Here is a 26,187-nt window from a genome sequence, read left to right as displayed (position 1 = left end):
GGCCACGTGTGCTGTGACGAAGCCGATACGGGGACTGGAACAGGTGTGAAGGTGATTCCGGTTTGCGGCTTGGGTTCACCGGTCTGGCGATGCGGCGGGCGGTTCTTATCAGCCTGCGGCAGGCGAAGCGGGCGCGGGTGCGTTGCCGCCTTCGTTCTGCTCGGGGGCAACCTGCGGTGTCGGTTGCCGTGAAGCGTTTGACAAGGGTGCGAATATAAAAAAGGCGAGAAGGCCTAGAAAAACCAGGGCGATCACGACCACGGCCCAGCTCGCGATCCGAGCTGTACCTCGCCGTTCCTGATTGCGTGAGAGATCGTTGGTCATTGAGTGTCCTTCCGGGATCGAATGGTCGGTTCCCATCGGCGCCCGAACTTCAATTGAGCGCTGATGTTCCTTTCATTCGGAAAGACCAATGCTAATGTCAGGCTCATCCCGAAGGATCACTTGCCAAGGGAGAGAGCAGCGCGGCGCGCCGAGCAAGAGGTCGACGTGAAGGCTTCCCGCGGAAGCGGCTGCATGGAACAATCCATCATGCCCAGATTTCTCGGGGCCGCCGGCCACAGCGTGGAGAATGCTCCAAGCCATTGGATGGCCCCAAAAGTGACGGCGCTGCTGCGCCGCGAACTCCCGCCAGCCAACTCCGCCTCACCTGGCATCGTCAACACCCTTGATTTGCGCCGGGTTGCCCGGTGTTCTTTCGGCGATTTGAATCGGCACACCAGTCCACTGCCAAACGGTCGTAGCTGGTGTGCGAAAGAACTGGATGTGGCCACGGGTGCCGGCAACCTCTATCCGCGGCCATGACTCTGCGATGCTGTTCCGGTCAGTGCCGTAGGACCGTATTGCCTGAGCAAGGACGACGATCGTGTCGTATCCTTCCAGAGCAACGAAGGAGGGCGCCTCGCCCAACTTCTCCCGCAGGGCCCTTTCGACGCGTGAGCCTAGCGGGTTGAGGTCTCCGGGTCGATAGCGCAGGAAGGGGATCGCAGCGCTATCTTCGCCTAGCAATGTGGCCCATTCAGCGAATTCTGGTTGCCCAGCTGGAGCGCCGATCTTGATCGTGGACAGGCGACCGTCATTGCGAACTGACTTGACGATTGAGATTGCTGGCTCTGGCTGGCCTACAAGAAGAAGAAGCACTGTCGCGCGATGGTGGATGAGTTGGTCGCACAACATTGACGGGTCCAGCGAGCTCATGCTGATGTCCGATAACGTCGCGCCGTTTGCTTCAAGGTGATCACGCAGAATGTGAACGCCAGATGCCCAGTAGACGCTCTGCTGCGATGCAACGGCGATCCGATCGTGGCCAGCGCGCGACAGGAAGTCGGCATATGTTTGCCAGCCGCGGGACTGCGGCGGGGCAAGACGTGCGACCCACTTGGTTGGTTGATCCGTTAGCCTGTCGAGTACCGCCGACGAACAGAGAAAAGGGAGTCCAAGCTCGTCGGCCCTGACAGCCGCCGCGCGAGCAACGACACTGTGATACTCTCCCGCTATCGCTACCACGCCCAAACGGGCCAGTTCATCCACCGCCGCGACGGCCTTCTGTGGATCGGCTGCAGTGTCTCGGACGAGCAGCTCAAGCGCCTTGCCGCCGACGCCACCAGCGCTATTGATTTCGCTAACAGCTAGCTGAAGGCCCGCAAGCAAATGTCTGCCTGCCTCAACCCAGCCGGGGCGAGTCAAAGGGACGAGTGCTCCGATTGTGGTCGTTTCTTCGGAGCCCGGACCAGTCGATGCCATTCAGTATCTCCTGGTTCGCAATCCTCACCGCGTGCCCAGCTACAGCGCACATGCCTCGACCGATAGAGACAGTCGGACCTAACTCCAACGATCTGTACCATCGCCACTACCGACACAGTTCCGATGCGGCGGGTCTTAGTGGACTGGCTACCGGCGTCGATAATCCCGCCGCCACCGACACGAGGCAAAATTCGATGGCTACTGCCCGCAGATCCTAAACGCTTGTACTGAGACGCTTAGCGGGTTGTAAGGCAGACGGTGTGCCAATTTAACGCCAGAGCAGTAAAAAGTCCGAAAAACACTTGGTGGTTGACGCCTGTTTGGGCGTCTGGTCCGGGCTGATTTGCGGCCAAATCCGAGCAGCTAGTGGAGACTAGGTGTTGAGACCCGGAATGGTGAGTGTGTTGTGTTTGCTTGGGGCGCGACGGTCTATTGGCCTTCATCCTGCCGATAAAGCGAACCTTATGGAAAGGAGACGGTCCGGAACCTCGCTGCCCCGACTACGTTTCGACTATCAAACGAAGGAGGCCACACATGGACTGGAACCGCGTTGAAGGGAACTGGAAGCAGGTCAAAGGCAAGGTCAAGGAACAGTGGGGCAAACTCACCGACGACGACCTCGACCGCATCGCCGGCAAGCGCGATCAGCTCGAAGGCAAGATTCAGGAACGTTACGGCCTGGAGAAGGATCGCGTCCGCCGTGACGTCGACGATTGGTACAGCATGCAGGGCTGGTAACCATTCCCAAAGAAGTCCCAGAAAGCCCGCGGCTCTGGCGGACGATCTGCGCCGATGGGATAGCCGGATCGCGGGCTCTTCGCCTTCAGCATTACTCGACGACGGGACCGGGCTTCAGCGATTCGGCCTTGTCACTCACAGGTTCGCCAGCCTTGTCTTGCACGCAATCGTGGAAGCGATTGCGCTTGTCTGACGAACGCACCGCAGGCTGAGCGGCTGCTCGAGAGCTTTGCGAAAATCTGAATTCCGCGTAGGCCGCTCTTCAGCGGCTCTCAGCATCAGTCATACTGCGCTCGCTCGGCAGCGCCCCCTGTGTCGTTCCAGCACACGCGCTCTGGCATTCGTCTTGCAAAGCCACTTCATCTTGGGAGAAGATGAAATGGCTCTATCCAATCAGCTGCTTGACGAAGACCTAACTTTTCAGTGTCCGAGCTGCAAAACCCTACTGGTCAGGAAAGGCTCGTGGGTCAAGTCCGTAACGACGTTCACCTGCAAGCGATGCGGCGAAAGGGTACGGCTCTCGTACAGCGAGAAGCTTGAAATTTTCAGGTTGGGTGCCACTGCCCGCGACACTGGAACCTAACGTCGCGTAGTCTTCTTTGCTCATGCATTTGAACGACGCCGGTCAATGGCCACGATGCTAATTTCAGATAAGCTGGCAAAGGTCAGTTAGGCTCGGCGGTTTGCCCCTGCGAGATCAAGCCACCGAGCCGTCGCCTGGTCAGACAGGCCTCCCATGCGGGCTGCAACATCCGGCCCTGCGGAAGTTCAGGAAACGGCGGACCGGTTGTGTGCTCGCACGTGCTCATGGCCCAGGTGCCGGCGGCGGTGGAATGAGCCGTTCAACGGGAGTTAATCAGCGTCGATAATGCCGTGACAATCTGTGGCATGAAAAACGGTTTCCAGATGATGATGCTATTCGACACCCCTTCCGCGCCCCAGTGTGAGGCAGTGTCGCCGGTCGCGTAAACGACGGGCAAATTTGGATTTGCCTGCCGAATATGTCGAGCGACGCCCCGCCTCGCATTCCCGGCCCCAGACGGATGTCCGCCACGAGAGCCCGGATTCTTGAGGGGTCGACATCGAACGCCTCAATCGCGCTCGCGGCGTTGCTGGCAGCAACGACGGTGAAGCCGGCCTTGGTCAGCGCGAAATCGAGGTCAAGCAATATGACAGGCTCGTCTTCAACCACGAGGACTTTGCCGTCATGCATCATGGACCATCCCGTAGGCGTTGGCCGCCCTAACAATGAGAGGATGACTAAGTTCCGGCCTTGTTTGTGAGCCCACTAGCCGGCAAGTGCGGGCAGGATGCACAATGGGCCGGCCTCATGTCGGCTTGTCCACCAGCGGCGCCTTTCTGATCGACGACTTGTACGCGCTCACCAGCCTGACGACGGCGGCATCGATTGTGACTGGTACGCCCAGATTCACCGTCACGCGGTTTTCGTTGATGTGGGTGACGCTGCCAATCAACTCGATGTGCTGCCCCTTCTGTACCTTCGTCGTATGGTCGATCACCGAGTGGGGTTGCCCATAGGAAGGGATGGAAACGCTCACCCGGTCCTCAGTGACCCGCTTGCGCACGGTTGCCGTGATCACGACCTCGTCGCCGATATTGATGCCCTTTGCCATAGCCGTGAGTCTGGTGCGAATAATGGCTTCGTCAAGCAGATGCTAATATGAATTGTCTGGCGAGGCCGAACCGCCCGCTTGCCGGCCGCGTCCAGTATGTCGCTCCAGCACACGCGCTCTGGCATCGTCTTGCACGGACGCATTCGCCGGCTGCGCAACAACACCGCTCGCCAAACTGATGATCATCGGGCGCGAAACTCACCATTTCGGAGGCGGCGGCCGACGACTGGCATGAGTCAGGCTACCTAGCCAGCCAGAGGAACAACTGTGTCCAACCCTCGAACGACCCGCGCGAGGCGCGTTTCTCAAGTCCTTCTCCAAGCAACAACAAGGCAGCTATCCTAGCTTAGAGGGCCGAGGGATTCGTAATGAAGCCGACGCTACCTGGCCGCGCCTGGAGGGGGGCTCAGCAACCGACCCAGTGGAGAAGGATCGACCCTGCCGACCAAGTGCACGAGACATTTGTCACATCACTTCCTATCCAACAATCGACCGATATGCTCTAGCGACGTCAGTTTGTTCATCAGGCCAGCCTTTGAAAGCCTAGGTGCATGGTCGAGACGCGGTCCGTCTTGGGGTCGCTTCGATGAGAGCGAGTTGATCTTGGCACCGAGCGTTTCCTCAAGCGTGCGGGCAACGCCGTCGGCCCCCAGCAGAAGCATGGGCAGACGGTAGGCCACGGCCCAGGCACGCCAGTCGGTGGCAACAAGCTCGAGCTCGTCGGACACCAGTAGCGGCACCGTCAGCATCGGATCATTGTGCAGAAGCTTGAGCTCCGCTGTGAAACTTCCACTTGGATCCTCCATTGCGCAGGCGGCCACTCCGCGGAAAAGCTTGGCGGGGAGGGCAATGATTGCCGGCACGCTGCTCACATTTTGCGTGCGGCGGACCACCACACCACGCTGGTTGAGCGTAAAGGTCACGCCGCCATAGTTGTCACTTGTGGTGTAGCTCACCTGCTCCGGCAGGCGCGACGGGTCGAGACGCCTGTTGCGGCCGGTCCAAGAACTCGTCTCCGGTTCAGTATGAGTCCGCTCACCGTCGTCCATCATTTTCACCTGGAGAGAGAAGGGGCCGGAAGCGCAGCAGCCAACCAATGCCCAGAGTGAGCCCCCCTGCGGCGCCGCCGTCTTCGGCTTGCATCCAGCAACGGCAGCGTGCCTTGGCCATCTGTGCCTCCTATTGAGGCGGAACCGGACGTACCCGGCTCGAACGCTCAGCACATGTCCTAGTGCCAGATAAAATAGGAGCGTATTCTGCATTAGCCATTACTAATTCATGTCAATTTTTTGGTAAGTCTCGCAAAAGACCGTCGGCCGAGTTATGCAACTCGACAGCCGCGGCCGACCCCAGTCAGCGCATTTGTTGCGCGAATTCCGTGTAGCTTCGGCTTTTAGCGGTCGAACAGGCAGTGCGCTAGGCTGTGGCGAACGATCCGCTGTCGGTCGAGCTGATCGACGCGATGCTGTCGCGAGCGGGTGTGGCGACAGTATTGCCGACCGCATCCCGCAACGAACCATGCCGGCGACTTCATGACTTCATGGCCATCCCCTGCGTCGGCCCGGTGACGGCGCTCTCGTGCCTGACGCGATCGACGATCAGTCGCGCTTCCGCCTTCGCGTGATATCGCGGCCTCACGTTGAAGGTCAGCTATCGTGCTTCCCTGGTCACAAGCGAACCGACCGCTGCCGGCCCCCAATCTGCCGGTCAGCTTTGCGCCTCATGTCGGCCGTTGAGGCCCGCTGCGCCGATTCTCGAAAGCGGACATCATCGACCACAGGGCAAGGGATGCAGCGCAAGGATCACATCGCTGCTTCCTGCTCCATTTCTTTCACGTCCTGAAAGCGGTCCGCAATCCGTGGGTGAACACGTCCGCCGTCCGCCGCGCCGATGGCCACGACGATCTCGTCGGCTGCCGGGCCGTCCGCGATCTGGAAGTTGGCGGTGATGAAATGCGAGCGGCGGCCGTTCTCGCTCTTGTGCATCATCGGCAACGACAGCAGCGCGCCTGGGGCGTTGCGCGTGTTGCAGAATTCGAGATAGGTCGTGCCGCCGACGGCGTCGCGAAACACATTGCCGAACCGCAGCGTATGGATCATGGCGGAGGCGTGTTCGATCTCGCCTGCGACGCCCACGGCGGCGGCCTTGCCGTAGCTCTCGATGCGATCGGCAGGCATAAGCTCGAGCAGGCGACGCGTGAGCTCATGCCCCAAGCGCGGTGCGATGGCGACAATCTCCGGCCGCAGGTTCTCGACGAAGCCGCGCGCCGCCCATGGATTGCGTAGCACGGCCGCGACGACGATCGACTTTACAGGCTTAGCGCCCGCCTTGCCGCCTTCAATGTGCACTTCCTCGATGAAGGTGCAGACTTTTCGCAATTCCATGATCTCAGGCCCTGTTGGTGGAAGCCCAGCCTAATCAGGCCCGGAAAGCTGGTATTCCTCCGGTTCGTAGGAAGAATCGGCGTGCACCCCGCTTGGAAGCGGTGTAGCGTTCGTATATCCGCGACGGCTTAAATGGCCCTTCGCGAGGCGGAAGACCGGGCGTGGACCACGAGTCGCAAATTCTCTCTTTGCGGGACGCCGCCAGCCTCATCAATTCGGGTGGCGATCTCCAGTCCGTGCTGCGCGACCTCGTGCTGGCAGCCTGCCGCCATGCCAAATGGACGCTGGGCTCGATCATGAGCATCGATGCGCCGCATGGCCACGCCTATGTCATCGTCCGTCATGATCCGACGCTCATCCAACGCGCTTTGCCGGACCGCTGGGAACTGGCGACCAGTCCTTCGATCGTCGCGCTCAACCGCAACGAGCCGGTCTATATCAGGGATGCGCGGGTGTCGGAGGAGTTTCCGGGTTATCGCCGCGAGGCGTTCGAACGCGACTATCGCAGCGTGCTCGTCATGCCGATGAGCTGTGTCGATGAAGATGGCCGGCCGATGGTGCTGACCGTGGTCTCGCGCGAGATCACCGAAGTGAGTGCCGAGGATATCGCCTTTATCGGCATGATCGTGCATCTGGGCGAGATCGCGGTGGAGAAACAGCATCGGCTGCGCCAGGAAAAACAGGCGGGCGAGCGTCTGCAGCGCGCCTTGCAGGCGCATACCTCGCTTCTGCAGCAGGCGCTGTCGGAAGGATCGGTCTCGCTCGCCGACAAGGTCGGCGAGCTGTTGCCCAACCCCGTCGTGGTCATCGATTTCCACGCCAATCTGGTCGTGGCCGGCCGCTCGCCGAGCCAAGCGCATTTCGATGCCGCGACCTGGCGCCAGGCAGTTGGCGGCGTGCTCAACCGGCAGATCGTCAAGGTCGCGCGCGGCGCGTCGGAAGCGCGCCAGGACGAGACTTTGTTCGTCGACGACGGCAAGCATCGCCTCAAGCTTTCGGTGCGCGTAGAGCCGTTGACAATCGACGACGAAGTCGTTGGCGCGCTGATGATTTTTCCGACGCCGCAGCAATCCGGACAGCTCGACCAGATGCTGCTCGACAGCGCCAAATTTGCGCTCAGCGTGCAAATGATGCGCAGCTTCGTCCGCTTCCGTTTCGAGACCAGATCGCTGACCGAGCTTTTCCTGGAAGTCGTGGAACGCCGCTGGCGCGATGAGGCCGACATCGTCAACCGGGCACGGCGGCTGGGGCTCGACCTGACCGTGCCGCAAAGACTTATTGTCGTCGACTACGCCGATACGGCAAAGGACGGCGGCGGGCTTGCCGATCCCCATCATGCCCTTGTCCGCCTTCTGGAACAGGCAGGCGTGGCGGGCACGGTTGTCGCCGTGGAGGGCGGTCTTGTCTGTCTCGTCGCGGGCGATGCCAGGGAGAGCATGCGCCTGGCGAAATTGCCGAACACAATCGCCACGGAGTTTGGTCGCCATCTCGGCCGTGAGCCGGCGGTGCTGGTTTCCGAGGTCTGTGCCTTGCTGGCCGATTATCCCACCGCCTGGGAGCGTTCCCGACGCATGATCCGCATCGGCCGGTCTTTTGGGCGCACCGGCGTTTTCGCCGGCCAGGATTTCGGTCCGCTGCCGATGCTGGTCGCGGCCGCCGATGTGCCCGATGTGCGCAACTTCGTCGACAAGAGCGTCGGCGCCTTGATCGCGCATGATCGCGAGCACGGCACGCCGTATCTGGACACGTTGTTTGCCTTTCTGCGTGAAGGTTGCCGCAGCCAGGCTTGCGCCGACGTGATGGGGCTGCATGTCACCACCTTGCGCTATCGCCTGTCGCGCATGGAAGAGCTGTTCGGGATCAAGCTCGACACGCCAGAACAACGTTTCGCGGCCGAGCTGGCGATCCGCCTCAGCGGCATCATCGACAGCCGCGTGCCTGAAACCCGCTAGTACCACTCCATCCCGACATTGCCGTCGCTATCCGCCGCCAGGCGCGGGCTTATCGCGCTCCTGCTTGCTCGGGATGGCAGCAGCCAGTCGCGAACTCTTTCCTACAGATCCGAGGAAGAACCGGTGCCGCCTCCTGCCTAGCCTTCGTCCGACGATGTGGAGGAAGATAATGGCGGACGCGGTGGCACAAAGGATGATCGACCCGATCGCTTTGCGTCGCGCCTTCGGCACCTTCGTGACCGGGGTTACGGTGATCACCACGCGTGACAGCGACGGCAATCCACGCGGCATGACGGCCAATTCCTTCACCTCCGTCTCGCTCGATCCGCCGCTACTACTGGTCTGTGTTGGCAAATTGGCGGCGAGCTTTCCGGCCTTCAGTGAAAGCCAATCCTTTGCGGTCAATTTCCTACATGAGGGGCAGGCCGATGTCTCATCGGTGTTCGCATCGAAAGCTGCGGACAAGTTCCAGTCAGTGAACCATGATCGCGCCCACACCGGCGCGCCGATCCTCACCGACAGCCTGACTTGGTTCGATTGCACCGTTCACAATCGCGTCGAGGCCGGCGACCACGTCATCCTGATCGGTCAGGTGCAGGCCTTCGGAACCAGCCCGTCAGCGCCGCTCGGGTTTTGCCGCGGCCGCTACGCCAGCGTGAAGGATCCCCTGCCGGCCGGTTGGCTGGCCTCGCAAGACATGATCATCGGCTATCTGGTTGAGGCTGCCGATCGCATCCTCTTGCGCAACGACGGTAGAGGCGGCTGGATGTTGCCGACGGCACGGCGCCGCAAGGCGGATAGCAACCTGATCCTAGATGGCGGCGAGGCGCTGAGCCTCGTTCCCGAAAACACCTTCCTCTATTCGGTTTTCGATGTCGCCGACAGCGACCCCGGCTATCTGATCTACCGTGCCGAGCTGAGCCGCGAGGGTGCTGAAGCCGCCCTGCCGGATGGTCACGCCTTCTTTCCAGTCGACATGCTGCCGTACGAGCAGATCGCCACGCATGAAGTGCGCGTCATGCTGCGCCGCTATGCGCGCGAGCGGCAGGACAAGTGCTTCGGCATCTACATGGATAGCGGTGACGGCGGCCGTGTCGCAATGATCGACGGACAGTCGCAATCGTGGACGCAGGCCGCGTCCAAATGACGAGACACGCAGGACAGACATGAAAACGACGGTCGCATCGCTCGAAGGCTCGCGCCAGAGCCTGTTCATCAACGGCGCGTTCACGGCGCCGAGGAGCGGACAGTATATCGACAGTTTCGACCCGACCACCGGCAGGCCCTGGTACCAGTTTGCCGAGGCTGGCGCCGAGGATGTCGGCGCGGCTGTGGACGCGGCGCGCTCTGCTTTCGCCAATCCGGCCTGGCGGCGCATGACCCAGACTGATCGCGGCAGGCTGGTGCGCCGCCTGGCGGAACTGGTCCTCGACAACGCCGACGCGCTGGCGCTGATCGAGACGCGCGACAATGGCAAGCTGCTCAAGGAGATGAGGGCGCAGATGCGCGCCATGCCCGACAGCTACACCTACTTCGCCGGCATGGCCGACAAGCTGCTCGGTGACACGATTCCCGTCAACAAGCTCGACATGCTCAACTTCAATCTGCGCGAGCCGATCGGTGTCGTCGGCATGATCACGCCGTGGAACTCGCCGCTGATGCTGCTCACCGGCACGCTGGCGCCGTGCCTGGCGCTCGGCAATACAGTGGTCGTCAAGCCATCGGAGCATGCCACGGCCTCGACGCTCGCGCTGGCTGAACTGATCATGGAGGCCGGCTTCCCCGCCGGGGTCGTCAACGTGGTAACCGGCACCGGCGCTGTCGCCGGCGACGCGCTGACCAGGCATCCAGGCATCGCCAAATTTGTCTTTACCGGCTCGACCGGAACCGGGCGGCGCATTGCAGCCAATGCGGCGCAGAACCTCATCCCCTGCTCGATGGAGCTTGGCGGCAAGTCCCCTCACGTCGTCTTCGGCGACGTGGATATCGAGCATGCCGTGAACGGCGTTGTGTCCGGTGTCTTCGCGGCCGCGGGCCAGACCTGCGTCGCTGGCTCACGCTGTTTCGTGGAGGCGAGCGTCTATGAGCCCTTCATCGAGGCTCTGGTCGAACGCACAAGGCGGGTGCGGGTCGGGCTGCCGATGCTGGAGGACACCGACATCGGCCCCCTCGCGCTCTCGGCACAGCTCACCAAAGTGGAAGGCTATGTCGCTTCCGGTGTGCGCCAAGGCGCGCGGATCGCGGCCGGCGGCAAGCGTCCGCAGGCGGACGAGCTTGCCGGCGGCTGGTATTTCGAGCCGACGGTGATGACCCGCGCTGAGAATGGCATGGAGTTCATGCAGGAGGAATTGTTCGGTCCCATCGTCGGCGTCATCCCGTTCTCGTCCGAAGACGAGATGATCCTGCTCGCCAACGACACGCGCTACGGGCTCGCCTCCGGCATCTGGACACGCGACATCAACCGCGCACTGCGCTTCGCCCGCGATGTCGAGGCGGGCACCGTCTGGATCAACACCTATCGCGCCTCCTCCTTCATGTCCGCCAACGGCGGCTTCAAGGAGAGCGGCTATGGGCGGCGCGGCGGCTTCGACGCCATGGAGGAGTTCTCGCGCCTGAAGAACGTCGTCATCGACTATTCGGGTGCCATGCAGGACCCGTTCGTCATCCGCCTTCGCTGACCAAGACCCCGACCCAACGACCGGGAGACCGACATGAAATTCGCCGTATCGCTGACCATGGAGCGCTTCTCGCCCGATATCCCGATGGAGCGGGTGAAGACCAATCTCCTGGACCTCGCGCGGATGGCTGACGAGGGCGGTTTCGAAACGCTATGGACTGCGGAGCATCACACGATCGAATGCACGATCTCGCCCAACCCGCTGATGACGCTGACCTGGCTTGCCCAGCACACCGAACGGATCCGGCTCGGCACCTCGACGCTGGTCGCGCCCTACTGGAGCCCGATCCGGCTGGCCGGCGAGGCCGCGCTTTGCGACCACCTGACCGGCGGACGGCTGGAATTCGGCATCGCGCGCGGCTCCTATCAGTACGAATTCGACCGCATGGCCGGCGGCATGCCGCAGCAGGAAGGGGTCGCTTATCTCAAAGAGCTGGTGCCGGCGGTGACGAGGCTGTGGGCCGATGACTATGCCCATGACGGTCACTACTGGAAGTTCCCTGCGGCCGCCGGCGTACCGAAGCCGCTGCAGAAGCCGCACCCGCCGATCTGGGTGGCCGCTCGAGACCCGGGCACATTCGACTGGGCGGTCGGCATCGGCGCCTCGATCCTGTCGACGCCGCTCTCGGCGCCGGCGGCGGAGATCGCCGTGCTGGGCGAGAAGTTCCGCAAGGCCGTCGCCGATCATCCGGAGGTGCCGCGGCCGCGCCTGATGATGCAGCGTCGCACCTGCGTCTACGAACGGGCGCAGGACTGGGAGGTCGCGGTCGGGCATGCCATCGACTATGGCCGCGCCTTCGAGAACCTGTTCCAGAACATCGGCACGGTGCGCAGCGGCTTTCCCGAAGCCGTGCCCTACGACAGCGTCAAGGGCAAGGACAACTACAATCCCGAAAACATCCGCCGCAACCTCATGTTCGGCACGCCGGACGAGGTGATCGAGAAGCTGCTCGACTATGAGGCGGCGGGCGTCGACCAATATTGCCTCGGCCTGACGTTCAACCTGCCGTTCGAGCTGCAGAAGAAGACGATCAAGCTTTGGGTGGACGAGGTGATGCCGGTCTTTGCCGCGCGCGAGCGCGACAAAAAGCGCCATATGGCGAGGGCGTGAGGATGGCACGTTCCGGCCAGCTCGATGTCGAAGGCGTGCTGCTCAACTGGCGCCTCGAGGGCGAGGGCGGCGCGCCGTTGGTCTGCATCCATGGCGTCGGCTCGTATCTCGAAGCTTGGAATGGCGTGGCCGAGCGGCTGAGAGACCGTTTCGCGGTCCTTACCTTCGATTTGCGCGGCCACGGCCGCTCAAGCCGGGTCAAGGGCCGCTACGAGATCGATGCTTTCGTCGCCGAGACGCTCGCGCTGGCCGATCATGTCGGGTTTGCCACTTTCAATCTGGCTGGGTTTTCCTTGGGCGGTTTGATCGCGCAGCGCCTCGCGTTGACGCATGCCGAACGCCTGCAAAAACTGGTGCTGCTGTCGACGGTCGCAGGCCGGACGCCAGAGGAGCGACACGCCGTGCGCGGCCGGCTGGCGGAGCTGATGGCGAGCGATGCCTCGGCGCATCACGCCGCCTCGCTGTCGCGTTGGCTGACGGAAGATTTTCAGAACAGGAACCCTGAGATCATCGCAGAACTGCGCCGGCGCGACGCCGAAAACGACCGTGACTGCTATGTCGCTGCGTATCGGGTTCTCGCCGAAACCGATTTCGGCGGCATCCTCGACCGCATTACCTGCCAAACCCTGATCGTGACGGGCGCGGACGACCAAGGGGCCAGTCCGCGCATGGCGCGGCTGATGCACGAACAGGTGCAAGGTTCACAAATCGCCATCCTGCCCAGGCTTCGCCACTCGATCCTGATCGAGGCGCCGGCTCTCGTCGCCGACACGATGGCCGATTTCCTGCTGGGCGTCGATCGCGCGAGAGCGGCCGTCGCCCATGCGTAGCCATCTTCGCGGGGCAGGAGAGGGCGTTTCGGCCAAGGCGCCGGGCGACACGCGTCGGCAACAGGCCAAGGCTTTCCCGTGAGCGAGGGAATGACGGCCGCAGACATCCTCCGCGGCAGCGGAAGACCGGCTAGGCCCGGGCGTCGCTAAATCCGCGAGCCATCGGGAGGATGCCGATCTCGTCGGCGAGGGATTGGGAAGTCATGACCGGCTGAACGGCCATGAGCGCATGGGACTGAACAAACAACAGGGGAATACGCACATGACATTCTGGAACAGACGACAAGTGGCGATGGCCGCGCTGGCGCTTGCGCTTGGCGCATATCCTGCCCACGCCGGCGCGGTGCTCGACCGCGTGACCGCGGCCGGCACGCTCAAGGTGGCGACCGATGCCAACTGGGCCCCGCAGTCCTTCGTGAACGCCAACAATGAACTCGACGGTTTCGACGTCGATGTGGCCAAGGCGATAGGCAAGCATCTCGGCGTCAAGGTCGAGTTCGTAACGCCTGGCTGGGACATCATCACCGCCGGCAACTGGGCGGGCCGCTGGGACATGCATGTCGGCTCGATGACGCCGACCAAGAAGCGCGCCGAGATCTTCGATTTTCCGGCTGTGTACTACTACACGCCCGCGGCGGTCGCCGTGCACAAGGACAGCAAGGCCAAGACCCTGGCCGATCTCAATGGCAAGGTGGTTGGCGCCACCAGCACCTCCACCTTCGAAGCCTATGCCAAGAAAGATCTGGCGCTCGACGCCGCCGGCGCACCGGCCTTCGAGTACAAGCTCAACCCGAAGGAGGTCCACTCCTACGAGAATTCGACGACCGCCTTCGACGACCTTCGCCTCGGTGACGGCGTGCGCCTGGACGCCGTGGTGTCGTCGCTGCCGTCGATCCTCGATGCCGTGAAGGCCGGCTATCCGATCAAGCAGGTCGGCGATCCGGTGTTCTACGAGCCCCTGGCGATCGCCATCGAGCACGGCGATCCGGAATTGTCGGCCAAGATCGCCGACGCCGTCAAATCGATGAAGGCGGACGGCACTCTGAGCAAGCTCTCGGAAAAATGGTACGGCCAGGATTATTCGAAGACGAACTAATCTCTCAAAAGGCGGCCTGCCACTGCAGGCCGCCGAACCGCCGGTGCTCAAATATGCTCTACCCGGATACCGTCGAGGCCGAAGTCCTCGTTCACAAGCCCTGGTTCGTGGCGACGATGTTCGGCATCGTCCTGCTGGTCTTCATGGCGTTCAACATGTCTGGCACCGGCTTTGCCGAACTCATGCGTCCGGTAATCGGTGAGCCGTCGATCAGCGGCCTCTACGGCCGCTTCGCCATCGGCTTCGCCATAGCGGTGATCTTCACGCTGAACGTCGTCCTGATCGGCTTCGCACCGCTCAAGCTGCAGATCGGCATCGTCTGGCTGGAACTGCTGCTCCTGTTCATCGCGTTCTTCGAAACGTTCCACCTAAGCCTGCCATTCATCCGCGAGAAGCTGCCGTTCCTGATCAGCCAGGGCGTCGTCACGACGCTCTACGTCTCGGCGATCTCCATCGTCATCGCTTCGCTCATCGCGGTGGCGGGCGCTGTCGCCAAGCTCTCCAACAATGGCTTCGCCTACGCGATCGCCAGCTTCTACACGTCCTTCTTCCGTGGCCTGCCGCTGCTGATGCAGGTCTACCTGATCTATCTAGGGCTGCCGCAGCTCGGCTTCGTGATCAATGCCGTTCCCGCCGGCATCCTTGCGCTGTCGCTGTGCTACGGCGCCTACATGACCGAGATCTTCCGCTCCGGAATCCAGAGCATCGATCGCGGTCAGTGGGAAGCATCGCGCTCCATGGGTTTCGGCTTCGCGCTGACCATGCGCCGCATCATCCTGCCGCAGGCGTTGCCGGTCATCATTCCGCCGACGGGCAACCAGTTCATCTCGATGCTGAAGGATTCCTCGCTGGTCTCCGTCATCGGCGTCTGGGAATTGATGTTCCTGGCCCGCACGCTCGGCCAGAAGACCTTCCAGCACATGGAGACACTGATTTCGGCCGCCATGATCTACTGGGTGCTGTCGATCTGCCTTGAGCTGATCCAGTCGCGCATCGAGCACCACTTCCGCAGGAGCAAGGTGCGATGAGCGCTCAGGCCATAATCGAAGCCAGGACCGTATCCAAATGGTACGGCCAGTTCCAAGCGCTGAAGGACATCAACCTGACGGTCCACAAGGGCGAACGCATCGTCATCTGCGGGCCGTCCGGCTCGGGCAAATCGACATTGATCCGTTGCTTCAACCGCCTTGAGGCGCATCAAGCCGGCGACATCGTCGTCAACGGCGTTGCCCTGCATGGCAGGATGAGCAACGTCGCGGCCGTCCGCTCCAACGTCGGCATGGTCTTCCAGCACTTCAACCTGTTTCCGCATATGACGGTGCTGATGAACTGCATGGCCGGGCCGATGTGGGTCAAGGGCGTTTCGGTGGCCGAGGCGCGCAAGACCGCTCTCCAGTTCCTCGAACGGGTCCGCATTCCCGAGCAGGCGAACAAGTTCCCGGTCCAGCTTTCCGGCGGCCAGCAGCAGCGCGTGGCGATCGCCCGCAGCCTGTGCATGAAGCCCGATGTCATGCTGTTCGACGAGCCCACATCCGCGCTCGATCCTGAAATGGTCTCCGAGGTGCTGGAGACGATGACCGGACTGGCGCGCGACGGGATGACCATGGTGTGCGTGACGCATGAGATGGGCTTTGCGCGGGCAGTGGCCGACCGCGTCATCTTCATGGACGCCGGACAGATCGTCGAGGAGGGCACGCCCGACGCGTTCTTCGGCAACCCGCGCCACGACCGAACCAAGCTGTTCCTTAGCCAGATTTTGAAGCATTAGCCATCTTGGAACTGGCTGCGTTTCGATTTGAAATGCGGGAGACGGAAAGTCCACTGCCGGCCCCGGAGCGGAATGTCAACTTTCTGGCCCATTCATCAGACAATCGGACAGTCCGCTATCGACCCCGTTCCAGCCGTCAAGGGTTCGTCTTATCTTGCCCGCCCTATACCCTCGACTGGCCGGGGGCTCTCGTGCGCCGAGCCGGAGCACTATCCGGCGGACAAGGACGCCAGGGGCGGTCACAGCCCCAGTGCCGCAGCGACCCGTTCCTGGAAATACTGCACTCCCCGCTCATGCCGCCCCGAGAGTGGGCCGGAGCTATAGGCCCCTGCGGCATAGTTGCGATGCGTATCGGCGCAGATGGAGTAGTCCTCGCGTACCACGGCCAGGGTGCCTTGCACGGATTTCGCCCTGCTCTCGGTTGCTTCTGCAGAGGTGTCGGCAAAGAAGAAATGGTAGTGCTGGTCTGTGTGATGCGGTGAGGTCGGGTTGATCCGGCTAACGTTCATGCCGCCATCGAAAAGCGACAGCGTCCAGTTCGGCCACATCCAAAGCCATTTACCGCGATAGAATAGACCGTCTTTCGGCGGTGCGGTCATCCGGACATAACCGGGATGGGCAGTGGTCTGGAAAGCTTCGAAGTCGATGGCAGCGTAGAACGAGGGATGCGTGCCAGGGATGTGGTAGCCTTCGACGAAATTGTCGGTGTAGATCTTCCAGTTCGCCGCAAAGCTGACGGTGGCCTGATCGGTGGCGGCATAGGTCTCCAACGGCTCGTCCGCCAGTTCGGCGGGCAGAGAGCCAAGTTGCTCCAGAAGACTTTCCTTCGGGTCGAGTGCCGCGAAGAGCAGCCCGCGCCACTCGGACAATTGCACCGTCTCCAGCGGCCAGTCCTCGGCGATGATCGCGGGATCCTTGCCATACCATGGGGCCTGCACCAGCCGTCCGGTGTCGGCAAAGGACCATTTGTGATAGGGACAAACGATCAGCCCACATTTGCCCTCGCCATCGGCCAGAAGTTTCGCCCCCCGGTGGCGGCAGACGTTCTTAAATCCGCGCAAGGTCCCGTCCCGGCCCCGGATGGCGAAGATCGGCGTACCGGCGATGTCGATGGCAAGGTATTGACCGGACGTCGCGACCGAGGCGACTGGCCCCATGAACTGCCAGGTGTGCGCGAAAATGTTGCCCCGTTCCTGCTGCCAGATATCATCCCGGACATAAAGCGAAGGGTCCAGATTAAGGTATTGCACGGGCGGAGTGTCGAGTGGCAGGTGGTTGGGCCGCAAGGTGTCTGGCGTCATAGGCTAACCCTCGAATTGCTGCAATCCTGTCGTAAGTGGGGCGACATCGCAAGGGAATTGGCTCTGCTGCGCACAGCCTGCGCGGTCCCAACTCGGCTGCTCTAAAATCATGCTGATATCTGCCCCTAAAGCGGGCTTCAAACCCGCTTTTTGGAGAAGGTCCACACCATCAGCGGATATTCGTCGTCGTTGGTTAAGTCTCGCCATAGCCCATACGCCCTAACAGGACCGCCAATATGGGCTCTGGCGCAGGCTTTGTTGCCCCAACCAAAGGCCTGCACGTCGTCCGGGGCGAAGCCGCCTTCGACTATTAGCTGCTTAAGCCCCGCTGGCGTCCAACGGTTGTAGTCATGCGGGCGCGCATGCACGCGGAACAGGAAGGGTGTGGCCACCATCGCCCAGCCGCCGGGCTTGGTCATGGCGTGGATGTTGGCTGCGGCCGCTTGCGGGCGCTGCACATGTTCCAACACCTGGTCAGCGATGACGATCGAATATTGCTCCTCGGTCCGATCCAGGCAGATGTCGAAGTCTGGAAAGTCCACGGCGCGATAGTCCGGGCACAGCGCCCGCCAATAGCGGTTCCAGCCTGGCGAGATCTCGATCACATCTCGCGACTTGCGGTTGGCCGCTTCGATGAACGCGGTAAAGGCCTCGATCTGGCGTATGCGCAGCCAGTTGCGGCTGTCGTAGCGAAGCAACCGCTTGGCAACGTGTTTGCCGCGATTCCTCAGGGCGCCAGCAAAGCTAGTCATTATCGACCTCCTCCTGTCCGCCTAAGCAAAATATAGCAGCACGAAGTGCGGAAAAGATGACGTCCTCAATCTTTCACGGTCGCGGAGCTGAAGGAGATGCTGCCCCCTCCAGCCACGCAATCTCGTAATCAGTAATTGCGGTTGTAATGGCGCGGTCGTCACAGGGTGCGGTGCCGATGCGGCCGTAGCACTCCTGGTGGCGGCAGAGCTGGTCTTCGCGCCGCTGCGGCGTTGCGGCGGAGCCGACCACCGCACTGATCTGGGCGCCGCCAGCGGCACCGATCACCGTGCTCTGTGTCGCCGATCGCCTGTCCGAGCAGCGCGCCTCCCCGGGACCAACACGGGGGAGAACGAAGCCGAGTGCGGTTGCATAGCGCTGAACGGCCGCGCGCCGGCTCACGAGGTGAGACAGGTTTTCCGATGGTTGAAGGCAATGGCTTCCAAAGCGGAAAGCGTCGCCCGGATATTATCGGCTGGTCTTCAAGGCCTACGATGGTGGCAAGCGCGCCATGAGCACCGGTGGTGGCGCATGATCCAGCGACGACGGCGCGGAATAGCCTCGTCATCCCAACCAGGCCGGTTGCGTGCAGCGCAAGTACCCTCACAGCGAGCCTCCGTGCTCCTGCGATGTCGGAGTCGGCGGTGACCACCCGGAAGTCGCGAAAGGACACGAGTAGTGGATGGCTTGTGCCCTCGTTGTGAATCCATTCGAAAGTGGGGAAACGATGCGGCTGCATGCTCGGGCTCTGCGCTCACGACGGCCGCAACAAGCAGATGGAACAAAACAAGATCAAATGCATTCCCCATGCCAAGACAGGAGATCGCAATGGAAGACTCGCGCGCAAAACCCGATGCAAACGTCGAGAAAGATCCCGACGGAGGGGTGAGTGGTGACGACCCGATGACCCCATCCCAAGCGTCTTATCTGAAAACCCTGTGTGAGCAGGCTGAGGATCAGGAAAGCTTTGCAGACAACCTCAGCAAGGCAGAGGCCTCCAAGCGCATAGATGCACTAAGGGCAAAGCTGAAACTTTAAGCACCAGCTCGGGCGCTCTGTCTTTACCGCCTCGACCTTCCGTCTCGCGCGGGCAGGCCTCATAGTCGGCTGGGGAGCGGGTCGGGATTGCCAAGCCCTTCCTGATATTGCTGGCAATCGCGGAACTTTTGGCAAGGCGAGACCTTCTCCATATTCGAAACCCCAGGAGGAACGAGTGGCCAATCTAGGAAGACTTGCGATCGCTATGCTGGGGGTTCTGGCTTATCAAAACCGCGACAAGATTGCCGAGGCGATCCGCGGAGCGGGCGATCCCAATAATCCCCAGGGCGGGATACTGGACCAGGTGTCCAAGGGCGTATCCGGCACGGCGCTCGGCGATATTCTCGACCGCTTTAGAAACGCAGGTGCCGGGTCGAAGGTAGACTCCTGGGTCGGCACCGGGCCGAACCAGCCGATCGAGCCGCACGAGGTGGTAACGGCGATCGATGCGCCGACGCTGGAAGCACTCTCCCACCAGACCGGCCTCTCGCGCGAGGAGCTGATTGCAAGGATCACCAGGGATTTGCCCGACGCGGTTAACCAGATGACCCCAGACGGCACCCTCCCAGCAGACGACCGAACAAATGCTCCAGACCAGCCCAACCTGCTCGACGACGTGCCTTCCCGGCCGATACAAAGCTAATTCCACATGACGGAAGCGGACTGGAGAGGTGCGAAACCGAGGAGATTGGATCGAGCGAGCAATGGCAGCCGGAAAGTAGGGACAAGCGAAACGCCTATTGTGGATCGCCAGACTGCGAGGGCAATCGCCGAGCTCGACCTCTTGGCAGTGCTGCTTGATTCGCGCTGGCGAATCCCGGGAACGCCAATTCGGTTCGGACTGGATGCTCTGGTAGGCCTGGTGCCTGTGCTGGGAGATACAGCAACCGGGTTGATCTCGGCTTACATTGTGCTGCGAGCCCGCAAATGCGGCGCTGGGAAGCTGTTGGTTGCTCGGATGTTGGCCAATGTGCTGTTTGATACCGTCTTGGGAAGCGTGCCCGTCCTCGGATCGATCTTCGATGTTTACTACAAGTCGAACAACCGCAACATCCGCCTGCTTCGTGGCCATCTAAGCCGTCAGGTTGCTGAACGGTAGTTCGCAGGGCATCGCCCATGCGGCGTTCGCGACCGGGAAGCGGCCGGTGTTGGCCGGAGACGATGCCGTTGCCGCCAACTTGGAATGTTTCATCCAGCCGCACTCTCGGAACTGGCTGCGGAATCTGCGCCACCTTTGTCGACGTGGGTTCAATGAGTTCGGCAAAATCGGTGAAGACCGATCTTTGTTGCGCCGCTGGCAAATCTGCGCAGCGATCAGGTGATCGGTAAGGTCGATTCCGACAAAGACAGCCAGCGCTTTGCTGAGGTGATCGGAGCTATGCCGCTTTTGCGCCCGATGCCTAGGAACCATGAACCGAGCTGCTGGTTTGGACAGCACGCCGGGTGGTCGGCGTGGCAGTTAATGGAGAAACCCAATGACACGAGCATTCACGACTACAGTATTGGCGGCCGCGTTCGCTATGCTCGCCCCGTCCGCCTTTGCGCAATCGGCGGATGTTCCCAAGCCCGCATCAACAGCCCAGGATCGGACGGCGGACGAAGCCGGACAGAACCAGCAAGCAATGCGTCAAATGATGCGCGAGATGATGGATGAGATGCTGCAGGAAAAAACAGCAAAGGATCGAGACCCCGAGGCAGATTGGCGACACAGGGGCCCAAGGCTTCAGGACGACGAGATGAGCGATCGTGATACGGGACGTATGAAGCACGGCCGCAGGGCGGGAGCCGATATGATGCAGGGTGCCAAAATGAGGATCATGTTCGCCATCATGGACACCGACGGTGATGGTACACTGTCGCGGACGGAGGTTCAGGATTTCATCGGGCGAATTTTCAACGCTGTCGACGAGGACGGCGATGAAAGCGTCGACATGCAGGAACTCCAATCCTTTTTCCGTCCCGGAGGAGACCAGGACCGACGTTAGCACCGACAGGTTGTACCTCGGCCTGCTCGACGTCTGAAGCTAGGGCCCACAGGAGATGGCTCGGAGCACGGTATTTGGCTCCCCACCGTCTCATGCTCCGCCGATACTCGGTAGGATCAACGGGGTAAAGACCTGCGCAGAGCTCGCACGAGGCTGGACGGCTGTGCCCGTCGACGACTATAAGCCAAGCGTTCCAAAGAAGTGGCTCTAGGCAAGCATTGCGAGGTTTAGGGGCAAACATGCATCTGGTCCAGATTCTGCTACCTCGCGCCGACAACGCAGGAAAGCCCTTCGCCAAGCAAGAGTTTGACCGTGTGAAGGAGGAGCTCGCGCTCCGCTTCGACGGTGTCACCGCGTATTTGCGCGCGCCTGCGGAAGGTGTGTGGAGGCAGGGAGCAGACGAGATCGTCATCTTCGAGGTTATGACTCACGAAGTCGATCTGCCCGATTGGCAAAGGCGGCGTTCGGAATTGGAGCGGCGGTTCCGCCAGGAGCAGGTTGTGATTCGATATCTGCCGATGGCTTTGGTCTAGCGCCTGCGGCAATGGTGTGGCCCAGACGATGACCGAGTGCATGCCGCTTCACGTCTGAGGTATACTGCAGGGCAGCTTCGGACTCAGTGCGCCAAACCGCTGATTCAAACTCAGTCAACGGTGGCTCGGCTGTCCTCAAAGGACGATGGCTAGCTGACGGTCTGCACTTCCTGACGGCCACTTTGACAAGATAAACGCCTAGCTCATGCGAGCGGTGCGCATATCGTCAACGACGTCTGGGGTCTGCAGCGCGAGCCCGACATTGCGCGGGTGGCGGCCGATACCGGCGCCGGGCTCGTCATCATGCATACCGGACGGGATCGCGACAAGCTGCCCGATGTGATCGCCGACCAGCTGGCGTTCTTGGGAAAATCGCTTGAGATCGGGCGCGGGCAAGGTGTTGCCGACGGCATATCGTGCTCGACCCCGGCTTCGGCTTCGCCAAGGAGACGGCGGAGGAAAACCTCGATCTGATGGCACGGTTTGCCGAGCTTGGCGCGCTCGGCTTCCCGCTGATGGCCGGTACGTCGCGAAAGCGTTTCATCGGCACCGTCACCGGCCGCGACGCCGCCGACCGGGCGGCCGGCACGGCGGCGACCAGCGTCATTCTCCGGCTCAAGGGCGCGCATCTGTTTCGCGTCCATGATGTCGCAATCAACGTGGACGCGCTGGCGGTGGCGGATGCTATGCTGGCGCGGGAAACCGGATCGGAACGCTGAGCCATGTATGTCATCCGCATGAAGAATTGCGCCTTCTTTGCCCGGCATGGCGTGCTGGACGAGGAAGAAGCGCTGGGGCAGCGCTTCTATGTCGATGCCTCGCTCACCGTCGAGCCGGGACGCGCGCTCGTCGATGACGCCATCGGGGAAACGGTGAATTACGGCGTCGCCTTCACCGTCATCGAGGAGATCATCACCGGACACCGGCGCTTCCTGATCGAGGCGCTGGCCCTGGAAGTCGCGAAGGCTCTCAGCGGGCGCTTTCCCCAGATCCGGAAAGCCGAGGTCACCGTTCGCAAGCCCAATGCGCCGGTGCCTGGCGTGCTCGATTACGTCGAGGTGACCGTTGTCTGGCCCGAATAACACCGTCTATCTGAGCCTCGCCGGCAATCTGGGCGATCCGGCGGCGTCGCCCTCAAGCTCATTTCCTGTAAATTTGCATGTTGGAAGATCCCTCTGGACAGGGTTCGAACTGCCTCAACCCTGGCTTCGTCAACGCACCGCACCTTCTGCCGCCCAGCGTCACCGGTCAGCCGCCGGCGAGACGGACGACGTGTCAGGGCTCGTTGTTGCCCAGACGCACTGCTACTTGGTGGGGTATCACAAAGATCCGCTTGCCTTAACACACGTTAGTTTCTTCCGCTTGCTTCCAACTTATAAAGTCGAGCGATGAGTGATCCCCGTCAAGCACGCAAGGTCTATTTGGAAGCAGCTCACTTCGCTAGCCGTCGGGCCCGGGCGAGCGCTGAAGACTTGCTTCGTACGATTGAGGAGACAAGGCGCCTTATCCAAGCGTCCCGCGACTTGCTGTCGCGGCTCAAAGCGGCTGAGCTTCGAGCCTGATCACCACCTCCAGAACCGCTCTGATCTGCTGGCCGACTATGTGGAAAAATTCGCGTGCGGCAGGGCGTCCCTGCCCATCTCAGGCCAGTGCTGTGATTGGCTTTCGCTGGGCGGCTTCCAACCGGGGAAGCACTGTGCCCTCGGTACCAAAGACTTTGCCAGTGTCTCCGAGGTCGAAGAAGCGGGCCTTTCGGGCGTGCGAATGAGCCGATAGTTGGAGGTTGGTTGCGTGGAAAAGGTCACGCTCATCGGTTCGCTGGCAGCACTGTGCTCAATGACCAGTTTTGCCCCGCAAGCCTGGAAGATCATCAAGACCCGGGACACGGCTGGCATATCGGCGTGGATGTATGCCATCACTGCGCTGGGCTTCGCGCTGTGGCTGACTTTCGGCATCATCAAAGGCGAATGGCCCATCATAGTCACCAACGCTGTCTGCCTCGTGCTCGCCACTTTTATCCTGCTGATGAGGGTCCTTCCCAGTTCCAAGAGGGACATGGTGGCGGACGCAATCGATCCTTCGCCTGGCTCCGAGAGGCCTCGCCCGCCCGCGTCCTGAGGCCTGTCTCGTTAGCTTGACCCCCGGCCCTACAGAGTTCGCCCGCGTTGGTGGCGTCTCGCCGGTATGGCGGGGATGTCACGTGCCACAGAAGGTCTGCAGAACGCGCTCGTGCGGCTTGGGTGGTTCCGCGTAATAGGACAGTGTGGGCTGTTCCTCGAACGGCCGTGACACGACTTCCACCAATTGCTCGAAGATTCGGAAGTCATCGTCCTCCACCGCAGCCTTGATCATTGCCTCGACGCGATGGTTGCGAGGAATGAACTTGGGATTGCTGCCGTGCATCGCGGCTTTGCGCGTCGAGGTGGCGCTGCCGTCCCGCGCCAAGCGATTTCGCCAGCGCATCGACCAGGCATCGAAGGGGCCGGGATCCTCAAACAGCCGCCTCGCGGTAGCTTGGGCGCCAGGGATGTCGAGGTCATCTCCTAGCAAGCGGAAGGTGAGCGTGAAATCCGCTCGCCCACGCGCCATCACATCCAACAGATCGTTGGCAAGGTCCAAGTCACCGTCAGCTTCATTCAGCAGCCCAAGCTTTGCCCTGAACCCGCGATGTAAAATAGCTTCGTAGCGAGCGTGAAATTCCCCTAGTGCCTGCTCGGCCTGCGAGATTGACTCACCCTCGCGCTCGCTCAGGAGCGGCAGCAGAGTCTCGGCGAAGCGTGCCAGATTCAGACTGCCACCCGAGGTTGGTTGCCGTAGGCGTGCGGCCATGTTGATCGATGGAGCTGAACACCGCTTGCGGATCATATGAATCCATGAACGCGCACGGTCCATAGTCAATCGTCTCTCCGGATATCGGCATGTTGTCGGTGTTCATGACGCCGTGGATGAAGCCGAGCAACATCCACCGCGCCACCAGTTCCGCTTGCGCCGCGATCACAGCCTCGAGCAGAGCCAGGTTTTGGGGCTCGACGCTGATCGACGCGGCTATATATCGAGAGTGGGTCACCAACGTTGGAAGGCGCGACGCGTATGCCCGTATGGCGCATATCTGTGCGAACTCATCGTCCGCCTTCGCTCTATGGGGCTTATCAAGGACCATGTGGCGGAGCTTCCGATTAGGCAGGCGGAACTTGCCGACGCCTTGGGCTTGTCGGCCGTGCACGTGAACCGAACGCTGCAGGATCTTCGAGGCGACGGACTGGTTGTTACCGAGGGCTCCCGATTTCACGCTGTTGACTGGCCTGGCCTCGTTCGAGCCGGAGACTTTGAAACCGGCTACCTTCACCAAAGGAACGCGACGAGCTTGTGAGGGTGGAGGTGGGTTCGATGGCGAGATATTTCTTTGACACCTATGAAAGTGATGCGCTCATCAAAGATGAGACAGGCATCGAATGTGGGGGGATCGAAGCCGCACGAAACGAGGCGCTAGCAGGTCTAATCGACTTGGCTAGAGACCCGCTGAAGGGCGTCGACGGACATCAATTGGCGATTGAAATTCGGGACGAGAATGACAAGAAGCTGGTCAGGCTGAGCCTCTCTCTTCAAATGCTGCTAACGCGCCGTCCTAGTGCTCCGACTGCCCGATTGTTTCATTGCTTTTGGAAATTGCGGAGAGATGGTCCAGCCGCTATGCAACACAGCGGGCCGGGGTCGAGACGTCATGACAACGGGCAGGTTTAGAGCATGCTGGGGTCACTCGGCATGAAGGGTCGCGCCATGGATTTCCTTGGCAAATCTTCGCGGCGCTATTCGGCAGCAAGTCATCCCCGACCAAGAACATCTGGCGACATGCGGAAGGCGACTGGTGCTGGTCCGGCAATGGCGGCCCGTTCAAGAGATGCCAAACATCCGTGCAAGCGGATAAGCCGCAAAAGCAGCGAGAAAGTCCAAGTGAACAGGCCAGGCACATTGGCAGTATTTGTAGATGGTTCGCTCTATTGTGATGCGCCAGAGCGCGAGCTGGTGGGTGCATCGCGACGGCCGTTCGATTGTCGGATTGATACCAACTCCCTTCATTTATCATTTGAGTTTGCTCGGTCAGATACCCGGCTTAGTTTGTATACGTCGCTCGATCAATCCGGCCTGCGAACGCTTGGTGGTCGACTCGGGTGCTTTCGCCCCCCAGAACAGGCATGGAAGTTATGCTTCAAGATGAAACCACCGATACCCGAAAATTTCTCCAGGTTGCGGCAGATGAACTTTCCGACGCAACAGATCCACGCCTGATTGCCGCGCTCAGATTGGTCGCCCGCTCCTATCGAGCGCAATCCGTCGAGGCTGCAGATGATCTGGTGGAGCTCACGCTGCGCACCGCCATTCAGGAGGCGGAGGGGCGACCTGAGGAAATCAGTCTGTTCAACTGGCTCAGCGCTATTATGGCGCGATATCGAAAGTGAGAGTGACGGGGGCCGCCGGCCCGCTCCCAACCTGCAGGCACGTCAAATTGCCTTTCCGATGCACCCAGAAGGCGCCGCGTCTTGCTCGTCCAGGCAGGTGGGGCATGCTCGTCGGGAGCGCTGCTTGCAAGAGTGCCGCTGTTTGAGATCCCACTGCCGGATCGTGACCCTTTGCGAGCGCCACCCAATG

28 protein-coding genes and 2 pseudogenes are annotated in these 26,187 nt (G+C 61.4%); 20 read left to right on the top strand and 10 right to left on the bottom strand.

Going from position 1 to position 26,187, the window contains the following annotated elements; all coding sequences use genetic code 11:
• Positions 1-108: 108 nt before the first annotated feature.
• Positions 109-324: a hypothetical protein gene (locus LB524_RS16435; protein WP_141907404.1), complete on the bottom strand. Its 216-nt coding sequence runs from the start codon at positions 322-324 to the stop codon at positions 109-111.
• A gap of 321 nt (positions 325-645) precedes the next feature.
• On the bottom strand, positions 646-1,743 hold the full coding sequence (locus tag LB524_RS16430; RefSeq protein ID WP_224528227.1) for an ABC transporter substrate-binding protein: 1,098 nt from the start codon (positions 1,741-1,743) through the stop codon (positions 646-648).
• A gap of 534 nt (positions 1,744-2,277) precedes the next feature.
• On the opposite strand from LB524_RS16430, the gene LB524_RS16425 reads away from it, so the two are divergent.
• Positions 2,278-2,481, top strand: a complete 204-nt coding sequence (locus LB524_RS16425; protein ID WP_027162011.1) for a CsbD family protein — start codon at positions 2,278-2,280, stop codon at positions 2,479-2,481.
• Positions 2,482-3,809: 1,328 nt separating this feature from the next.
• On the opposite strand, the gene LB524_RS16420 is transcribed toward LB524_RS16425, so the two are convergent.
• The 3 genes from LB524_RS16420 to LB524_RS16410 all read right to left on the bottom strand — a co-directional run bounded on the left by LB524_RS16420 (position 3,810) and on the right by LB524_RS16410 (position 6,499).
• Positions 3,810-4,115, bottom strand: a complete 306-nt coding sequence (locus LB524_RS16420) for a hypothetical protein (protein ID WP_224528224.1) — start codon at positions 4,113-4,115, stop codon at positions 3,810-3,812.
• Between the two features lie 470 nt (positions 4,116-4,585).
• Positions 4,586-5,164, bottom strand: a complete 579-nt coding sequence (locus LB524_RS16415; protein WP_224528220.1) for a DUF6101 family protein — start codon at positions 5,162-5,164, stop codon at positions 4,586-4,588.
• Between the two features lie 753 nt (positions 5,165-5,917).
• Positions 5,918-6,499 (bottom strand): amino acid synthesis family protein, encoded by a 582-nt coding sequence (locus LB524_RS16410; RefSeq protein WP_141907401.1) that lies wholly within the window; start codon positions 6,497-6,499, stop codon positions 5,918-5,920.
• Between the two features lie 161 nt (positions 6,500-6,660).
• On the opposite strand from LB524_RS16410, the gene LB524_RS16405 reads away from it, so the two are divergent.
• The 8 genes from LB524_RS16405 to LB524_RS16370 all read left to right on the top strand — a co-directional run bounded on the left by LB524_RS16405 (position 6,661) and on the right by LB524_RS16370 (position 15,933).
• Positions 6,661-8,451, top strand: coding sequence for a helix-turn-helix domain-containing protein (locus LB524_RS16405; protein WP_224528217.1), 1,791 nt, complete (start codon positions 6,661-6,663; stop codon positions 8,449-8,451).
• Between the two features lie 169 nt (positions 8,452-8,620).
• Entirely contained in the window at positions 8,621-9,598 is a 978-nt protein-coding gene (locus tag LB524_RS16400; RefSeq protein ID WP_224528214.1) for a flavin reductase family protein, read from the top strand.
• A gap of 19 nt (positions 9,599-9,617) precedes the next feature.
• The gene (locus LB524_RS16395; protein WP_224528210.1) at positions 9,618-11,129 is read left to right on the top strand and encodes an aldehyde dehydrogenase; all 1,512 of its coding nucleotides are present in this window, start codon (positions 9,618-9,620) and stop codon (positions 11,127-11,129) included.
• 33 nt (positions 11,130-11,162) lie between these two features.
• Entirely contained in the window at positions 11,163-12,239 is a 1,077-nt protein-coding gene (locus LB524_RS16390; protein WP_015316670.1) for an LLM class flavin-dependent oxidoreductase, read from the top strand.
• Between the two features lie 2 nt (positions 12,240-12,241).
• Positions 12,242-13,069, top strand: a complete 828-nt coding sequence (locus LB524_RS16385; RefSeq protein ID WP_140792748.1) for an alpha/beta fold hydrolase — start codon at positions 12,242-12,244, stop codon at positions 13,067-13,069.
• A gap of 262 nt (positions 13,070-13,331) precedes the next feature.
• Positions 13,332-14,165, top strand: coding sequence for a transporter substrate-binding domain-containing protein (locus tag LB524_RS16380; RefSeq protein WP_140792746.1), 834 nt, complete (start codon positions 13,332-13,334; stop codon positions 14,163-14,165).
• A gap of 53 nt (positions 14,166-14,218) precedes the next feature.
• Positions 14,219-15,193 carry an amino acid ABC transporter permease gene (locus LB524_RS16375; protein WP_140792744.1) on the top strand — a complete coding sequence of 325 codons (975 nt, stop codon included), beginning with the start codon at positions 14,219-14,221 and terminating at the stop codon, positions 15,191-15,193.
• Positions 15,190-15,933 (top strand): amino acid ABC transporter ATP-binding protein, encoded by a 744-nt coding sequence (locus LB524_RS16370; RefSeq protein ID WP_140792742.1) that lies wholly within the window; start codon positions 15,190-15,192, stop codon positions 15,931-15,933. The genes LB524_RS16375 and LB524_RS16370 overlap by 4 nt, the downstream gene beginning before the upstream one ends.
• Before the next feature lie 239 nt (positions 15,934-16,172).
• On the opposite strand, the gene LB524_RS16365 is transcribed toward LB524_RS16370, so the two are convergent.
• The 3 genes and pseudogenes from LB524_RS16365 to LB524_RS29080 all read right to left on the bottom strand — a co-directional run.
• Positions 16,173-17,234, bottom strand: a complete 1,062-nt coding sequence (locus LB524_RS16365) for an aromatic ring-hydroxylating oxygenase subunit alpha (protein WP_015316675.1) — start codon at positions 17,232-17,234, stop codon at positions 16,173-16,175.
• Between the two features lie 137 nt (positions 17,235-17,371).
• Entirely contained in the window at positions 17,372-17,986 is a 615-nt protein-coding gene (locus LB524_RS16360; RefSeq protein WP_224528198.1) for a class I SAM-dependent methyltransferase, read from the bottom strand.
• A 128-nt stretch (positions 17,987-18,114) separates the two neighbouring features.
• A pseudogene (locus tag LB524_RS29080) lies at positions 18,115-18,315 on the bottom strand (hypothetical protein); the annotation flags it as partial.
• A 497-nt stretch (positions 18,316-18,812) separates the two neighbouring features.
• On the opposite strand from LB524_RS29080, the gene LB524_RS16355 reads away from it, so the two are divergent.
• The 8 genes and pseudogenes from LB524_RS16355 (at position 18,813) to LB524_RS16320 (ending at position 23,658) form a co-directional block, all read left to right on the top strand.
• Positions 18,813-19,022 (top strand): DUF3072 domain-containing protein, encoded by a 210-nt coding sequence (locus LB524_RS16355; protein WP_224528195.1) that lies wholly within the window; start codon positions 18,813-18,815, stop codon positions 19,020-19,022.
• A gap of 175 nt (positions 19,023-19,197) precedes the next feature.
• Positions 19,198-19,665, top strand: a complete 468-nt coding sequence (locus LB524_RS16350) for a YidB family protein (RefSeq protein ID WP_015316679.1) — start codon at positions 19,198-19,200, stop codon at positions 19,663-19,665.
• Positions 19,666-19,671: 6 nt separating this feature from the next.
• Positions 19,672-20,121, top strand: a complete 450-nt coding sequence (locus LB524_RS16345; RefSeq protein WP_015316680.1) for a DUF4112 domain-containing protein — start codon at positions 19,672-19,674, stop codon at positions 20,119-20,121.
• Positions 20,122-20,497: 376 nt separating this feature from the next.
• Positions 20,498-21,007, top strand: a complete 510-nt coding sequence (locus LB524_RS16340; RefSeq protein ID WP_224528192.1) for an EF-hand domain-containing protein — start codon at positions 20,498-20,500, stop codon at positions 21,005-21,007.
• Between the two features lie 239 nt (positions 21,008-21,246).
• A complete protein-coding gene (locus LB524_RS16335; protein WP_015316681.1) occupies positions 21,247-21,540 on the top strand; it encodes a hypothetical protein in 294 nt (97 codons plus the stop codon).
• Between the two features lie 195 nt (positions 21,541-21,735).
• A pseudogene (gene folP, locus LB524_RS16330) lies at positions 21,736-22,259 on the top strand (dihydropteroate synthase); the annotation flags it as partial.
• Between the two features lie 3 nt (positions 22,260-22,262).
• A complete protein-coding gene (folB, locus tag LB524_RS16325) occupies positions 22,263-22,622 on the top strand; it encodes a dihydroneopterin aldolase (RefSeq protein ID WP_015316682.1) in 360 nt (119 codons plus the stop codon).
• 709 nt (positions 22,623-23,331) lie between these two features.
• Entirely contained in the window at positions 23,332-23,658 is a 327-nt protein-coding gene (locus LB524_RS16320; RefSeq protein WP_015316683.1) for a SemiSWEET family sugar transporter, read from the top strand.
• A gap of 78 nt (positions 23,659-23,736) precedes the next feature.
• Here LB524_RS16320 and LB524_RS16315 read toward each other — a convergent pair whose 3' ends face one another.
• Together LB524_RS16315 and LB524_RS28875 are read right to left on the bottom strand one after the other, a co-directional pair.
• Positions 23,737-24,369, bottom strand: a complete 633-nt coding sequence (locus tag LB524_RS16315; RefSeq protein ID WP_263486618.1) for a protein adenylyltransferase SelO family protein — start codon at positions 24,367-24,369, stop codon at positions 23,737-23,739.
• A complete protein-coding gene (locus LB524_RS28875; protein WP_263486617.1) occupies positions 24,272-24,700 on the bottom strand; it encodes a protein adenylyltransferase SelO family protein in 429 nt (142 codons plus the stop codon). The genes LB524_RS16315 and LB524_RS28875 overlap by 98 nt, the downstream gene beginning before the upstream one ends.
• Between LB524_RS28875 and LB524_RS16310 the strand changes: the two genes are divergently transcribed.
• From LB524_RS16310 to LB524_RS16300, 3 genes are all read left to right on the top strand, one after another.
• Positions 24,680-24,910, top strand: coding sequence for a helix-turn-helix domain-containing protein (locus tag LB524_RS16310; protein ID WP_263486616.1), 231 nt, complete (start codon positions 24,680-24,682; stop codon positions 24,908-24,910). The genes LB524_RS28875 and LB524_RS16310 overlap by 21 nt on opposite strands.
• Before the next feature lie 17 nt (positions 24,911-24,927).
• A complete protein-coding gene (locus tag LB524_RS16305; protein WP_224528186.1) occupies positions 24,928-25,281 on the top strand; it encodes a DUF6894 family protein in 354 nt (117 codons plus the stop codon).
• A 452-nt stretch (positions 25,282-25,733) separates the two neighbouring features.
• Positions 25,734-25,997 carry a hypothetical protein gene (locus LB524_RS16300; protein ID WP_224528183.1) on the top strand — a complete coding sequence of 88 codons (264 nt, stop codon included), beginning with the start codon at positions 25,734-25,736 and terminating at the stop codon, positions 25,995-25,997.
• The last annotated feature ends 190 nt before the right edge of the window (positions 25,998-26,187 follow it).

It is taken from the genome of Mesorhizobium sp. ESP6-5 (assembly GCF_020164695.1).
GTDB lineage: Bacteria > Pseudomonadota > Alphaproteobacteria > Rhizobiales > Rhizobiaceae > Mesorhizobium > Mesorhizobium australicum.
Note: the sequence above shows the minus strand (reverse complement) of the source record. Positions and strands in the feature narration are given on the sequence as shown.

Bases quoted from the DNA above. Each gene is read 5' to 3' on its own strand.
- LB524_RS16435 (WP_141907404.1), bottom strand. From the start codon at position 324: ATGACCAACGATCTCTCACGCAATCAGGAACGGCGAGGTACAGCTCGG.
- LB524_RS16430 (WP_224528227.1), bottom strand. From the start codon at position 1,743: ATGGCATCGACTGGTCCGGGCTCCGAAGAAACGACCACAATCGGAGCA.
- LB524_RS16425 (WP_027162011.1), top strand. From the start codon at position 2,278: ATGGACTGGAACCGCGTTGAAGGGAACTGGAAGCAGGTCAAAGGCAAG.
- LB524_RS16420 (WP_224528224.1), bottom strand. From the start codon at position 4,115: ATGGCAAAGGGCATCAATATCGGCGACGAGGTCGTGATCACGGCAACC.
- LB524_RS16415 (WP_224528220.1), bottom strand. From the start codon at position 5,164: ATGGACGACGGTGAGCGGACTCATACTGAACCGGAGACGAGTTCTTGG.
- LB524_RS16410 (WP_141907401.1), bottom strand. From the start codon at position 6,499: ATGGAATTGCGAAAAGTCTGCACCTTCATCGAGGAAGTGCACATTGAA.
- LB524_RS16400 (WP_224528214.1), top strand. From the start codon at position 8,621: ATGGCGGACGCGGTGGCACAAAGGATGATCGACCCGATCGCTTTGCGT.
- LB524_RS16395 (WP_224528210.1), top strand. From the start codon at position 9,618: ATGAAAACGACGGTCGCATCGCTCGAAGGCTCGCGCCAGAGCCTGTTC.
- LB524_RS16390 (WP_015316670.1), top strand. From the start codon at position 11,163: ATGAAATTCGCCGTATCGCTGACCATGGAGCGCTTCTCGCCCGATATC.
- LB524_RS16385 (WP_140792748.1), top strand. From the start codon at position 12,242: ATGGCACGTTCCGGCCAGCTCGATGTCGAAGGCGTGCTGCTCAACTGG.
- LB524_RS16380 (WP_140792746.1), top strand. From the start codon at position 13,332: ATGACATTCTGGAACAGACGACAAGTGGCGATGGCCGCGCTGGCGCTT.
- LB524_RS16375 (WP_140792744.1), top strand. From the start codon at position 14,219: ATGCTCTACCCGGATACCGTCGAGGCCGAAGTCCTCGTTCACAAGCCC.
- LB524_RS16370 (WP_140792742.1), top strand. From the start codon at position 15,190: ATGAGCGCTCAGGCCATAATCGAAGCCAGGACCGTATCCAAATGGTAC.
- LB524_RS16365 (WP_015316675.1), bottom strand. From the start codon at position 17,234: ATGACGCCAGACACCTTGCGGCCCAACCACCTGCCACTCGACACTCCG.
- LB524_RS16360 (WP_224528198.1), bottom strand. From the start codon at position 17,986: ATGACTAGCTTTGCTGGCGCCCTGAGGAATCGCGGCAAACACGTTGCC.
- LB524_RS16355 (WP_224528195.1), top strand. From the start codon at position 18,813: ATGGAAGACTCGCGCGCAAAACCCGATGCAAACGTCGAGAAAGATCCC.
- LB524_RS16345 (WP_015316680.1), top strand. From the start codon at position 19,672: ATGACGGAAGCGGACTGGAGAGGTGCGAAACCGAGGAGATTGGATCGA.
- LB524_RS16340 (WP_224528192.1), top strand. From the start codon at position 20,498: ATGACACGAGCATTCACGACTACAGTATTGGCGGCCGCGTTCGCTATG.
- LB524_RS16335 (WP_015316681.1), top strand. From the start codon at position 21,247: ATGCATCTGGTCCAGATTCTGCTACCTCGCGCCGACAACGCAGGAAAG.
- folB (WP_015316682.1), top strand. From the start codon at position 22,263: ATGTATGTCATCCGCATGAAGAATTGCGCCTTCTTTGCCCGGCATGGC.
- LB524_RS16315 (WP_263486618.1), bottom strand. From the start codon at position 24,369: ATGGCCGCACGCCTACGGCAACCAACCTCGGGTGGCAGTCTGAATCTG.
- LB524_RS16310 (WP_263486616.1), top strand. From the start codon at position 24,680: ATGGGGCTTATCAAGGACCATGTGGCGGAGCTTCCGATTAGGCAGGCG.
- LB524_RS28875 (WP_263486617.1), bottom strand. From the start codon at position 24,700: ATGGTCCTTGATAAGCCCCATAGAGCGAAGGCGGACGATGAGTTCGCA.
- LB524_RS16305 (WP_224528186.1), top strand. From the start codon at position 24,928: ATGGCGAGATATTTCTTTGACACCTATGAAAGTGATGCGCTCATCAAA.
- LB524_RS16300 (WP_224528183.1), top strand. From the start codon at position 25,734: ATGGAAGTTATGCTTCAAGATGAAACCACCGATACCCGAAAATTTCTC.